The 13,531-nt window shown below is 52.4% G+C and carries 11 protein-coding genes; 7 read left to right on the plus strand and 4 right to left on the minus strand.

Annotated features, from left to right (window positions below):
• Positions 1 to 415 precede the first annotated feature (415 nt).
• Together FEE96_RS21535 and FEE96_RS21540 are read right to left on the minus strand one after the other, a co-directional pair.
• Positions 416 to 1,741, minus strand: a complete 1,326-nt coding sequence (locus tag FEE96_RS21535) for a GH1 family beta-glucosidase (protein ID WP_138165195.1) — start codon at positions 1,739 to 1,741, stop codon at positions 416 to 418.
• A complete protein-coding gene (locus FEE96_RS21540) occupies positions 1,741 to 2,772 on the minus strand; it encodes a substrate-binding domain-containing protein (RefSeq protein WP_138165196.1) in 1,032 nt (343 codons plus the stop codon). The genes FEE96_RS21535 and FEE96_RS21540 overlap by 1 nt, the downstream gene beginning before the upstream one ends.
• Positions 2,773 to 3,008: 236 nt before the next feature.
• Here FEE96_RS21540 and FEE96_RS21545 point away from each other — a divergent pair, with 236 nt between their 5' ends.
• The 5 genes from FEE96_RS21545 to FEE96_RS21565 all read left to right on the plus strand — a co-directional run bounded on the left by FEE96_RS21545 (position 3,009) and on the right by FEE96_RS21565 (position 9,409).
• Positions 3,009 to 4,361 carry an ABC transporter substrate-binding protein gene (locus FEE96_RS21545; RefSeq protein ID WP_138165197.1) on the plus strand — a complete coding sequence of 451 codons (1,353 nt, stop codon included), beginning with the start codon at positions 3,009 to 3,011 and terminating at the stop codon, positions 4,359 to 4,361.
• A 77-nt stretch (positions 4,362 to 4,438) separates the two neighbouring features.
• Positions 4,439 to 5,446 (plus strand): carbohydrate ABC transporter permease, encoded by a 1,008-nt coding sequence (locus FEE96_RS21550; RefSeq protein WP_138165198.1) that lies wholly within the window; start codon positions 4,439 to 4,441, stop codon positions 5,444 to 5,446.
• 11 nt (positions 5,447 to 5,457) lie between these two features.
• Entirely contained in the window at positions 5,458 to 6,612 is a 1,155-nt protein-coding gene (locus tag FEE96_RS21555; protein ID WP_138165199.1) for a carbohydrate ABC transporter permease, read from the plus strand.
• Between the two features lie 25 nt (positions 6,613 to 6,637).
• The gene (gene bglA, locus FEE96_RS21560) at positions 6,638 to 8,293 is read left to right on the plus strand and encodes a beta-galactosidase BglA (protein ID WP_138165200.1); all 1,656 of its coding nucleotides are present in this window, start codon (positions 6,638 to 6,640) and stop codon (positions 8,291 to 8,293) included.
• Positions 8,294 to 8,317: 24 nt separating this feature from the next.
• Positions 8,318 to 9,409 carry an ABC transporter ATP-binding protein gene (locus FEE96_RS21565; RefSeq protein WP_138165201.1) on the plus strand — a complete coding sequence of 364 codons (1,092 nt, stop codon included), beginning with the start codon at positions 8,318 to 8,320 and terminating at the stop codon, positions 9,407 to 9,409.
• Between the two features lie 555 nt (positions 9,410 to 9,964).
• Here FEE96_RS21565 and FEE96_RS21570 read toward each other — a convergent pair.
• Positions 9,965 to 10,276, minus strand: a complete 312-nt coding sequence (locus tag FEE96_RS21570) for a GNAT family N-acetyltransferase (protein WP_246079543.1) — start codon at positions 10,274 to 10,276, stop codon at positions 9,965 to 9,967.
• 319 nt (positions 10,277 to 10,595) lie between these two features.
• Complete coding sequence (locus FEE96_RS21575) at positions 10,596 to 11,027, minus strand: ester cyclase (RefSeq protein WP_138165202.1); 432 nt, start codon at positions 11,025 to 11,027, stop codon at positions 10,596 to 10,598.
• A gap of 633 nt (positions 11,028 to 11,660) precedes the next feature.
• Here FEE96_RS21575 and FEE96_RS21580 point away from each other — a divergent pair.
• Positions 11,661 to 11,981: a hypothetical protein gene (locus FEE96_RS21580; protein ID WP_138165203.1), complete on the plus strand. Its 321-nt coding sequence runs from the start codon at positions 11,661 to 11,663 to the stop codon at positions 11,979 to 11,981.
• Positions 11,982 to 12,220: 239 nt separating this feature from the next.
• Complete coding sequence (locus tag FEE96_RS21585; protein WP_138165204.1) at positions 12,221 to 13,240, plus strand: GAF domain-containing protein; 1,020 nt, start codon at positions 12,221 to 12,223, stop codon at positions 13,238 to 13,240.
• Positions 13,241 to 13,531: the final 291 nt, after the last annotated feature.

Raw genomic sequence — 13,531 nt, forward strand, 5'->3', positions numbered from 1 at the left:
AGCTACAATCAATACTACGAACAGCCAGGCGGTGTTTGGGCAACCCACTGCTACCCGCTTGTCGCTTCGAAATAAAGTGCGACGGTTTTCGCTGCTCTTGTTTCTCGAATTCAGAGCGGGCTGCTCAGATCGACGTTAAAACCATCGGTAGCTGCAATATGGGTGAACGGCCACATTTCCGGGCCCTTCAAGTGGGTCTGGTCACTGTCGTATGATCCGACTGGCACCTCTTAAAATCTCTAAGTTTGCCTCGAATGGCAGCATTTTTACCTGCTGAGCTGAGAAAAATTTTACGCCAGCTCTGCAAATGGCCACAACCGTCAACTGTGATACCGCAGCCTACTTGAAGAGGAATATCCGCATTTCTCAATCTTGAATAAGTGGTGGTTTTTCTGATTACTCAAGAACAATGAAATCACCCAGACAAAGCCGCCCTGACCGCCTCATAGGAAGCTTTAGGCGTTCGTTTCAGGCTATCAAAATCGACATGCACCAGACCAAAGCGCTTTTCGTAACCCAATGCCCACTCATAATTGTCCAAAAGAGACCAAAGGAAGTACCCCTTAACCGGCACCCCCTCGTCTGCAGCTTGTTTTACTCGCTGCAAATGCGCGTCAATGTAGTCAATCCGAGAAGGATCAAAGCAATTTCCGCCAATAATTTTATCGTCAGACGCCATGCCGTTTTCAGTTACGAATAGCGGTAGCTCACCGGTATACTCGTCAGCGGTTCGTTTCAGGAACCTGTACAGCCCCTCAGGATAGATCTCCCAGCCCATCTGCGTTTTGGGTAGTGGGCCCTCCACCTCGGTGTGAGCTGGCCACGGGCCTTCGCAAGGGGCGATGACTTTACGGGTGTAATAGTTCAACCCACACCAATCCACGGGCGTAGTAATAACCCCGAAATCATCCCGCCACCCTTTTGGTAGGTGCGGCTCAAGCCCCTCTACAACGCTGATCGGATATTCCCCTTTGAAAACGCCACTTAAGAAAAACTGATTGTAGATCGCATCATACAAATCTGCAGCTGCAACTGATTCAGGCGAAACATTTACTGGCTGCGCCCACTCAAAATTGAAAACAGCCCCCAGATTTGACATCCCCAACCCACGCATTGTCTGAATGGCCCGGCCATGTGCCAGCAACACATGGTGCATCGAACGCGCGGTAGCGCGAATGTCGCGCATACCAGGTGCATGATGACCCAGAAAATGCGACAGCCAGGTCACACACCAAGGTTCATTGATCGGAGCAACCGAGTACATCCGGTCACCGATGCGACCCATAATGACCTCGGTGAAATCGGCAAACCAGCCAGCAATATCTCGATTGCGCCAGCCTCCCAAATCGGCAAGTGGCTGCGGGAGCTCCCAGTGATACAGAGTTGCACAGGGTTTCAACCCACGTTCCAGCATTGCGTCGGTGAGCCGGTCATAAAAATCGAGCCCCTCTGGATTTGGAGCACCTCGCCCTTCTGGCAGAACACGCGCCCAACTTGTTGAAAAGCGATAGCTGTCGAAACCAGCCGCCGCGACAAGATCAAGATCGTCCTCGAACCGATGATAGTGGTCACAAGCTCGATACCCATCTTCAGCCCGAGTGACATTGCCCGGTGTCGCGGCAAAGCTATCCCAGTGGGTCTGACCAGCCCCTCCAAAGCCATGGCCTTCAATTTGATAGCTGGAGGTTGCAGCCCCAAACATGAAATCCTTGGGAAAGTCAGCACGGTTCAGAGACAACATTAGCGGGCTCCCACGTTCGGACCGGTAGAACGGCCGACCGTCAACTCGGCCTCAAAAAGTTTGGTTTGCGGGACTTTGCCTGGATTCGAAATCTGATCAATTAAGATTCGGGCCAATTGACGTCCCGCCTCACGCACCGACGACCGGGTCGCGGTAAAGAGCGGCACATCATCACCATTTCTGAGGTAAGACAGATCATCATCATGGGTGATGACCGATATGTCTTGCCCCATTTTAAGCCCTGCGTCGTGAATGGCACGACGTATGCCAATCGCTGGAATCATCGAAGAAACAAGATAAGCTGTTGGAGGATCAGGCAACTTCATCATCTCGCATACAGCTTGATACCCGTAATTTTCGGTCATCTCTTCTGATCGCATCAATGCCTTGTCTACGGCGATGCCTCTCGTTTGCAAGGCCTCGACATAGCCCGCTCGACGCCGGTGGGCAAAGTCCATCGTTTCAAGACCATTGAGCAGACCGATACGTTTGTGGCCCAAGTCGAGTAGAAAACCCGTCGCCCGCTGAAAGGCGCTTTTGTTGTTTACATCTAGCCAGTTGTAAGGGGTTGGGACATCCGAGGCACGCCCATGAACCGCAAAGGGCAAGCCGATATCCTGCAACAACGCAATTCGCGGATCATGCATCTCAGGGGCGTGAACAACAATTCCGTCTACATTCCCCTTGGCAAACATATCGCGGTAAACCCGCTCCTCATGACTGTCCTGCACCAGCGAAAGAACCATGTCATATCCTGCCGCCGCGTAGGCTTCACCTGCACCTGCAATAAAATCCCCAAAGACCGGGTTCACCATTTCATGCTGCGCAGAAATTGGGATCACATGGCCAATCGCCATAGAGCGACCGGTTGCCAAACTCTTGGCACGGGTGTTTGGGCGATAGCTGTACTTTTCAGCGGCTGCGGCAACACGTTGACGGGTTGCCTCACTAACCTCTGGGTAGCCGTTCAGGGCACGGCTCACGGTTGTTTGTGACAATCCCAACAGGGCAGACAGGTCCTTGAGGTTCATTCATCCATCCAAAGCGCTTTCAATTCTTTCAACATAACGCGTTGAATAAGTGAGGTCAAAGGTTCTTGCACCAAGTATATTTCGGGCCAAATATTACTATCAACATGGGTCTTTACAAGATTCACCATTGACAGAGCGTAGAGAATCTTAAACCCTCCAGCCACCAAACCGCTTTGGAGCACTTTCAAAGCAAGCACGACCAAGCGCTGATTAAGCGCGGTATGGGAGGATCAATCATGAAGACCAAGCTTCTCGCAGCAGCGGGTGTAATCGCGCTTTCATCGGGCCTAGCTTACGCCGAGGGCAAAATGCCATTTGCAGTCGGAGAAGGTGACTTCAATTGGGAAAGCTTTGAAGCCCTAAAGTCCATGCAGTTGGACGGAGAACAAGTCACCGTTTTTGGGCCCTGGCTGGGGCCGGATCAGGAATTGGCCGAAAGCGTCCTTGCCTACTTTGGCGAGGCCACAGGCGCTGACGTACGCTACGTCGGCTCTGATAGCTTTGAACAGCAGATCATGGTTGATGCCGAAGCAGGCTCTGCACCAAACGTCGCAGTGTTCCCGCAGCCCGGCCTGGTCTCTGATATGGCGTCACGCGGCTTTATTGCCCCGCTGGGTGACGAAACTGCCAACTGGGTGCGCGACAACTATGCGGCCGGCAGCTCCTGGGTTGATCTCAGCACCTTTGCAGGCCCCGACGGCAAGGACGACCTGTACGGCATGTTCTTCAAGGTCGACGTCAAGTCTCTGGTCTGGTTTGTGCCAGAGAATTTTGAAGATTTTGGCTATGACGTACCCGAATCCATGGAAGACCTGAAAACGCTGACCGATCAGATGGTAGCAGACGGAAATACTCCGTGGTGCATTGGTCTGGGATCTGGCGGTGCCACCGGATGGCCCGCTACCGACTGGGTCGAAGACCTGATGCTGCGCACACAAGAACCCGCCGTCTACGACAAATGGGTCTCAAACGAGATCCCCTTTACTGATGAGCGCGTTGTCGGTGCCATCGAGGAATTCGGCTATTTTGCCCGCAATGACAGTTACGTGTCGGGTGGTGCAGGTTCCGTTGCCTCGACAGACTTTCGCGACAGCCCCAAGGGACTGTTCTCCAGCCCATCACAGTGCATGATGCACCGTCAGGCTTCGTTCATCCCCGCCTTTTTCCCCGAAGGTACCGAAGTTGGTTTGGATGCCGATTTCTTCTATTTCCCGGCCTATTCAGGAAAAGACCTGGGCAGCCCGGTTCTGGGGGCTGGCACCCTTTGGTCGATCACCAACGACTCCAAAGGTGCCCGTGCCTTAATGGAATTCCTGAAATCGCCAATTGCCCACGAACTGTGGATGGCACAACAAGGTTTCCTGACACCACACAAAGGAGTTAATACAGAGATCTACGCCACCGACACACTTCGGAAAATGGGTGACATCCTGTTGTCCGCTGACACTTTCCGCTTTGACGCATCCGACTTGATGCCGGGCGGCGTAGGCGCAGGTTCGTTCTGGACTGGCATGGTTGACTATGCAGGCGGCAAATCCGCAGGCGACGCCGCCGCCGAAATCCAGAAATCCTGGGACGCTTTGAAGTAATCACTCTGAGCTAAACTCAGGGCCGCCTACCGTTGAGGGCGGCCCATACCCCCCTTTTTCACAGCCCGGAACACGATATGCACCCTGCCTTGCAAGGAATTCTGACCATCGCCTTTGGTGTCGGCGGCTGCGTTGGGTATTTTTACATCTCCAACATCATTCTGGATCATCTAATTTTCCCCGCGCGAGGCAAACACATCGCCCGCAACATTCGCCGCGCCAATATCATCCGCCCCTGGCTATTCCTGCTGCCCGCGATGCTGGCGCTGGGACTTTACCTCGCCTACCCCGTCGTTGAAACGCTGCGACTCTCGCTGACCGAGCGGCTACCCGGTGGCGGTTCAGCCTTTGTTGGGCTGGACAATTACCAGCAAATGCTTGGCGAAGACAAATTTTGGGAAGCCTTGAAAAACAACTTCCTTTGGCTCTTGGTTGTACCTGCCGGATCAACGGCTTTTGGCCTACTCGCTGCGCAGCTGACGGATCGGATCGCCTGGGGCAATGTTGCCAAATCACTGATTTTCATGCCGATGGCCATTTCGTTCGTGGGCGCGGCTGTAATCTGGAAACTGGTCTACGACGCACGCCCACCCGGCGCCGAACAAATCGGCGTACTGAATGCGATTTACGTTTACTTTGGCGGCAGCGAAGCACAGCAATGGCTGACCATCCCATTCTGGAACAGTATCTTTCTGATGATCGTTTTGATCTGGATTCAGACTGGCTTTGCCATGGTCATTCTATCAGCAGCCCTGCGAGGCGTTCCAGAGGAAACCATCGAGGCTGCCATCGTTGATGGCGCCAACCCGTTTCAAATCTTCTTTCGCATTAAGATGCCGCAGATCATGGGCACCATCGTGGTGGTTTGGACCACCATCACCATCGTAGTACTCAAGGTCTTTGACATCGTTTTCGCCATGACCAACGGGCAATGGGAAACACAGGTTCTGGCCAATTACATGTTCGACAAACTGTTCCGCGCCAACGACTGGGGTGTCGGGTCGGCAAGCGCCATGGTCATCATGCTGCTCGTCTCGCCAATCCTTATCTGGAACGTCCGAAACGCCCGCCGCGAAATGCGCTGAGGAGATATGACATGAGTTCAATAGCTGGACAAAAGTCAGCACTTACCTGGGCTGTACACATCTCAGTCGTATTGCTGGTGGGGCTCTGGGTGTTTCCCACATTAGGGCTGTTTGTATCGTCTTTCAGAACAGCAGATCAGATTGGATCCAGCGGCTGGTGGCGTGCGATGTTCCCAACCGAACAGAACCTGACTCTACGCACCGCCGCACCGGACACACAGGTACAAATCGACGGGCTCTACGTAATTGAGGGAAATCTCTTTGGCACCGAGGGCAACAAGAGCACGGCAATCTCGGCTTGGGGGACCTCATCTCGCGATATTAGCGCTTATCAACCCGACGAACAGGCCGCACTACGCAAGGGCGGGCAAATCACTGTTCAAGCCGACGGCAGCTATCGGCTGGAAAGCGATGCAGAAATTTCTGGCAAACGCGGCCCGCGCGTTTTTGTAACCGCCGTAGTGCCGCCGGAATTCACCCTCAAGAACTATGAGACAATCCTGATCAGCGGCGGCGCGACTGACAATATGGCCAAAGCATTTTTCAACACGCTGACCGTAACCATACCAGCCACGATCATCCCGATCCTGATCGCCGCCTTTGCCGCTTATGCACTGGCCTGGATGGAATTCCCCGGTCGTGCCCTGCTGATTGCGGCCATTGTTGGCCTGTTGGTGGTTCCACTGCAATTGGCGCTGATCCCGCTACTCAAAGTTCACAATGAAATTGGCATCGGCAAGGGCTATCTGGGGGCCTGGATGGCCCACACCGGCTTTGGCCTGCCGCTCGCCATCTATCTGTTGCGCAACTACATGGTCGGCATCCCACGCGATATCATCGAAAACGCCCGCGTGGATGGTGCTACCGATTTTCAGATCTTCACCCGGATCGTCCTGCCCCTCAGCTTCCCCGCCTTAGCGAGTTTTGCAATTTTCCAGTTCCTGTGGACTTGGAACGACCTACTTGTGGCCCTAGTTTTCCTCATCGACTCGACCGGCGAAACAACAGTCATGACCAAGCAAATCGTCGAAATGTTAGGTACGCGCGGCGGCAACTGGGAGATCCTGGCGACCTCAGCCTTTGTATCGATCTCGGTTCCCCTGATCGTTTTCTTTGCAATGCAGAAATACCTGGTGCGCGGCCTGCTGGCTGGCTCAGTTAAATAACCCTCCTCCTGACGGAACTAAGACCATGAAGAATAATGCCCAAATCCAGCCAGACCAAATACTGGCCGCAGACCCAGACTGGTGGCGCGGTGCGGTGATCTATCAGATCTATCCGCGCAGTTTTCAGGACAGCAATGGCGATGGGATTGGCGACCTTTTGGGTATCGTCCAGCGGTTACCCTACATTGCTTCGCTGGGGGTTGATGCGATCTGGATTTCCCCGTTCTTCACATCACCAATGAAAGACTTTGGCTACGACGTCAGCGACTACTGCGACATCGACCCCATGTTCGGAACGCTGGACGACTTTGATCTAATCGTTCAAACAGCCCACAAGCTGGGTGTTCGGGTGATGATTGATTTGGTACTGTCACACACATCAGACCAACATCCCTGGTTCGCTGAATCGCGCAGTAATCGGGAAAATGACAAAGCTGACTGGTATGTCTGGTCAGATCCCAAACCGGACGGAACCCCACCCAACAACTGGCTATCGATTTTTGGCGGTTCCGCCTGGCAATGGGACCCACGGCGTGAGCAGTATTTTCTGCACAATTTCCTCTCCAGCCAGCCGGATCTCAACTTTCACTGCACCGGTGTCCAGGATGCCCTGCTGAATGTAACCCGTTTTTGGCTGGAACGAGGTGTAGATGGGTATCGCCTTGATACCATAAATTTCTACACCCATGACAAACAGCTACGTGACAATCCGGCACTGTCGCCAGAACGCCGCAACGCCACCATTGCACCCTCCGTAAATCCCTATAACCACCAAGAGCACCTGTACTCAAAAAACCAACCCGAGAACCTCGATTTTTTGCGGCGCTTCCGCTCACTGCTGAACGAGTACCCTGACAAGGCTGCTGTCGGAGAAGTTGGTGATGCGCAGCTGGGTTTGGAAATTCTGGGGCAGTACACCGCCGGAAACGACTTTGTGCATATGTGTTATGCCTTTGAGTTTTTAGCCCAAGCGCCACTGACTGCCGAACGGGTGATCGAAGTTTTTGATCAGGTGGATCGGGTGGCTGCCGATGGCTGGGCCTGCTGGGCCTTTTCCAACCACGACGTCATGCGGCATGTATCGCGCTGGAACCTGTCAGCCGAAGCACAGCGCCTGTTCACAACCCTGTTGATGTGCCTGCGTGGCACCGTTTGCCTCTACCAAGGAGAGGAGCTGGGGTTAACCGAAGCGGACGTCGCATTTGAAGATCTCCAGGACCCCTATGGAATTGAATTTTGGCCCCAATTCAAGGGCCGGGATGGATGCCGCACCCCGATGACTTGGGAAGCCTCAAACGGCAATGCCGGCTTTTCTAGCAGTAAACCATGGCTGCCTGTCAGCGCTGAACATCTCGGTCGAGCCGTCGCTGTGCAAGAACAAGAAGCAGGTGCGATCCTGCATCACTACCGCCGCGCAATTGTGCTCAGGAAATCCAGCCCTGCGCTGGCCAAGGGCGCGCTAACCAACATGCAAGCCGCGGGCGACGTTCTCAGCTTTACCAGAACACTGGACAACGACAAGTTATTCTGTGCGTTCAACCTAAGCGACGAGCCAACCCAAATAGCCCTTCCACTGGGGAACTGGCAGCCAGTCGGCGCGGATCTGGGTGGCGCCGAGATTTCAACAGAAAACATCGTGGAGTTAGCGCCCTGGCAGCCCTGCATGGCGCGCCTGACCTGAACACGAACTAGGAGATAGAAGTTAATGGCCAATCTGAAATTGACCGACGTTGCCAAAACCTATGCCGGATCCGTTGAGGTTCTCAAGAACATCAACCTCGACATAAAAACAGGTGAGTTGGTGGTATTTGTTGGCCCATCTGGCTGTGGCAAATCCACATTGCTTCGAATGATTGCCGGCTTGGAACAGATCTCTTCCGGTACATTGGAAATCGAAGGACAGATCGTAAATGACATCCCACCAGCCCAACGTGGCATCGCGATGGTATTCCAGTCTTATGCACTCTACCCCCACATGACTGTGCGCGATAATATGGCCTTTGCACTCAAGATTGCGGGCAAACCCAAAGCCGAGATAGAGGCTTCGATTGAACGTGTTGCCAAGACCCTACAGCTGGACCCACTTCTTGATCGATTGCCCAAGGCTTTGTCCGGTGGGCAACGCCAGCGCGTGGCCATTGGCCGCTCGATTGTGCGCGACCCCAAGGTCTACTTGTTTGACGAGCCTCTATCGAACCTCGACGCTGCATTGCGGGTGGCCACCCGGATTGAGATTGCTCAGCTAAAAGAGGCGATGCCGGACAGCACAATGATCTACGTCACTCATGACCAGGTCGAAGCCATGACACTAGCCAGCCGGATTGTGGTTTTGGCGGACAAGGGTATTGCCCAAGTAGGCACACCTTTGGATTTGTATGAGCGACCCGAGAACGAGTTTGTGGCTCAATTTATTGGCTCTCCGGCAATGAACTTGTTCCCTGCTGAAATCGTTGAAGTTGGTGATGTCACCACCTTAAGCTTGGAGAGTGGAGGAACGGTTTCCTCTTCGGTGCCAAGCAAGGCCAGCGACCTTGGGTTAAAGGTCAAGGTGGGTGTTCGACCGGAAGATATGGTCAGTACCGAGAGCACAAACTGGGTAATGGAGGGAACCGTAGATATTGTAGAAGCGCTAGGAGAAGTGACTGTTCTCTACTTCAAGGTCAGAGGGGGGAAGGATCCGCTAATCGCTAAGTTACCAGGTATCCACATCGGCCTTCGGGGGCAGACAGTTCGGCTAACCGCTGATCCAAGCAAAGTTCATATTTTTCACAATGGCCGCTCTTTGCTGTATCGTTAGGCCCATGACGCACTAATCTGGTTGCTTTAGGGTGTCTGCAAAATTCAAGGCTGTTTCCGAGCAAGTGTGAACATAGCTACAAGTTCCAGATGCCCTAAGGGCAAAGAAATCTATGTAACGATGTTTGATGCGACCTGTGGCGTGTTCTTCGAACCGAAACCAGACCTATTTCCGATGTTAGCGGCCCCAATCCTTTGGACAGAGGGCATCGCGCCTGAAATGCGTTGCGTATCGCAATATCCGCAGCTTACGTTGAATCTCGCGTTGATCCTTGTTCATGAACATCTCCTTCTTCCCAAATCTGGGAGGTTAAAGGAAATGTCCCGCGAGTAACGGCATTTCTACAGATTCGATCCAAGCGGTAATGGCTTTTTGTTACCCGCGTACAAGTGGTAAGGCCTGATCAAAACAGCAAGATCCAACGCTGAAGCTACCTTTCTGGACTTAGGTCCCATCGGCACTAAAGTTTCATCAGTCTGCCTATCCCCCAGGTGGATAGAGCAGCCCGTATTGTTATCACAATCGATGACCTAGCCCTGCGGGTTGCTCGCTCTTTTATGGGCTATAGGTCAGCTCCAACACCCAATGGCCGAAAAATGGATCCATCTTTTCAGCGCCTTCGACAAAACCATATTTTTGATAGAAACGCCGACCAACGGGGTTGGCTTTAAATACCTCAAGATGCAACTCGCCTCGGACTTCTACTGCCTTGTCCACCAGGGCCTTGCCGATACCCCGCCCGTGATAGCTAGGGTGAAGAAACAACCCGCCAATTTCATTTCCCATCAGCGCGACAAACCTAACCGGTTGACCGCTAAGCTCGGCGATATATGTTTCAGCTATGTTCTGGAAATGGTCACGGATCATCGCCTCGGCCGTGTCTAGCTGTTCTCCTGTCAGAAATGGATGTGCTAAACTGCTCGCTTCACGCCAGATAGAAATAACGGCGGAATTGTCGCCGTTTTAAAATGGTCTGATCATCATCAAAATGTCCTGAGAACTTTGGCACAAAGCCAATACATCGCAAAAGCAATCGGAGACTACCCAATCGAAATCCTCCAACGAAAGGAGGTTAAACAATGCTACGCATCGGTCAACCTTCCTTTCAGCTCCCAAATTGGATCGCCGAAGAAGGGCTCAGTGTCCCGACCCCGGTTCTGCCCCCACCGCGCGATACGCAGCAGGCCTAACCCCAGACCAGTTTTTGCCCAGTCAAACAGGTCACCAGCGCCTCTGGTGGCAGTTGGCCTAATTGCTCAAACAATTCGAAACTGTCGAACTTGGTGGTAAGTTCGGCAATACGACCCTTGTCGACACGAATCAGTATCATACCCTCAACCCTCAGAGGCATCTGCCTGTCTGGGCCCTCTGACGTCATCTCATAATGGGTCGAACACCAATCGCCATCCTCAAGGAAGCGCAAGATTCGCACTCTTGGCGGACCAATGAGTTCTCGAACCACATTCACCAACTCGGGGAGTTCATGGCGCGGAAAAACCATGCCATCAATGGCTCCACCATCACCTACAGAGGCGGAAAGTAGCTCATCTAGCGCAGACATGTCGGCCTGCTCCCATATTTTGGTAAACCACCGCTCAACCAGGTCACGTTTTTCCATATGAACTTAACGACCCCATTTTTTTACTGTGCTCGAGCGATCAGACGACAATGTTCAGCCCGGTATAGTTGGGGTTTCGCATAGCGCCAGCTCATTATTACTTTGCAAACCCGACGTTCCCCAAGTAGAGACCCTTCCCCTGCATTTTGTCTCTGTTTTGTGCTCCAATCAAGCCTCTGGGACAGGCCTCTTCAATGGCAGCTATGAGGGACCTTGCAGTCGTTCACTGATGTTGACCCAACGGCAGCAAACGGCCTATTTTGTTGAAAAACTCGGGTTTGGCCAATTGGTCTCATTTTGGCGGAACACCTTCCCGCTGACACACCATTCTGCGAATAATGTTTGCCAGACGCGCATCAGCGAAACAGTTGTTCTGAATTATGGCGGCGTTTTTCTTGCGAGGGAGTTTTTTCAACAGAATACACAGATTGCGACCTTTCCAAACCCTTGCCTTCGACACCGCATCAGTGCTGAGCGATCGGCGTAGCGGCGTGAAAAGCGTTCATTGCGAACACCATACAGCAATTTTTCGGACCAGACGGCGGCAGCGCGGACGAAACAATCGTTTTCTTTCTTACCTAGAGCGATGATACTAGGAGTATTACTTTCGTCGACAAGGAGCTGTCAGATTGCATGTCGAAAGTGAACGCCAAGCCGGAAAATTTAAAAACAGCTAAGCCAGTTCCTTTGAGTGAGCTGAATGAGCTACATACTGGAAGTCTGTTGAGCCACCTCAAGGCATTGAGACCACTTCAGGAAACTTTTGAAGGTAGTGATTGGTCGCCGGAAGAACGAGAAGCTGCTGAGAATCCGGACCTGATTGCATTTAAGGATTCCGAAATTTGGAAAACAGCATTTGCTGATTTAAAAGGCGTGCTGGCAACACGAGAGCACCGGTCTAAGGGTAGCAAAGAAGACCGACAGACTGCGGCTCATCAAATGCGATTTCGATGACACATTGGGCTCGAACCTGCCTTGCGGCGGTGCAACGTCATGATCCTTCACGTGGGTGACGCCGAAGCAGCCACGGGTGACTGCAGGCGGCCCAAACCGGAACCAGATAGAGTTACTTTCGAAACTCGACCTAGATTTGTTGAAGCTTGACAGCATATCGAGCGAGGTAGCATCCTTGATGTTCGGATATCCAACATGTGCAGGATGCTTGATGAGTGCTTCAACAATAAGTGAAAGTAATGGAAAACGGTTCAGCTAGCTCAAACTCTCCAGCAGCTCAGACAGAGGGAGGCAGACTACGTCCCACATCAAGTGATCTCGAGCTCCTCTCCGCTAGCACCGGTCGTGAATTCCTCCAGACTTTCGTCGATCTTTTACAGGAGGTTATCCAAACAGACTTCATCGCTATCAGCGAACTAAGAGTTACCGATGAAGAGCGCATTCAGGTTAAGGCGGGCTGGATGGATGGAGAGTCCCTTGAGAGCTTTGAGTACGACGCCTGCTTTACACCTTGCTTGGAAGCGATCAAAAGCGCGGAAATCGTTTTAATTCACGAGGACGTTCAAAGCGCGTTTCCTAAGGATGAATTGCTGCAGCATAAGAAACTCGAAAGCTTTCTGGGATATCCTGTCTTGAATTCTCAAGGTGAAGTGATTGGACTGATACAGCTAGGTTGGCGTCAACAGACCTCAGTTGGCGAGTGTCACCAGATCCTCGATACGATCAGAGATTTCTCGCTTCGGGTAGCAACCGAACTAGAGAACCTTCGTACCATGCGAATTCTTGAAGCACTTGCACGAGGGCCAGACTTAGGCTCCTCCAAGGGAGTATTTCACCTCATTGCTGAACAGATTCAACAACTTCTTGGTGTGAAGGCGGTCTTCGTGGCCGAATGCTCCCAGCAAGACAGAAGTACCTTCAGCATCCTCGCTTATTGCGAGGGCGGGCGGTGGCTACATGAAATGGAAGGCACTGCTTTGTCCTATGAGGGCAGACCATGTGAAATGTTAGAGAGTCAAGAAGAGTTTCGCATCCAAAGCGGCTTAGCCGGTGCCTACCCGGAGCAAGAAAGGTACCTCACTGCGCCGTTTGACTCATATCTTGGAGTGCGAGTTAGCGACGCTGCAGGAAACACCATTGGGCATTTCGTTGTTTTCCATGATGTTCCAATCACAACACATAAGCTCGAAACTAAACTTCTGGCGATTTTGAGGGACAGACTTGGCTTTGAAATTCTTAGAAGGCGCTTAGAAAACTAATAACGTTTCTTCAAAAACTCGTATTCTCCCTCAGTCGTCAGTCGATTTCTGGCTCAACAGAGGTGGCCCTAGATTACCAATCAGCTCTCGAAAATTCGGGCTGCTGTGGCAACTTGGCACCACGGTGTTGAATGTCCCCAGTGTGCTAGTCGTTGAACATCGCAAAGGTGTAGAAATGCCGTTACTCGCGGGACATTTCCTTTAACCTCCCAGATTTGGGAAGAAGGAGATGTTCATGAACAAGGATCAACGCGAGATTCAACGTAAGCTGCGGATACTGCGATACGCAGA

This window comes from Parasedimentitalea maritima, assembly GCF_005771405.1.
GTDB lineage: Bacteria > Pseudomonadota > Alphaproteobacteria > Rhodobacterales > Rhodobacteraceae > Parasedimentitalea > Parasedimentitalea maritima.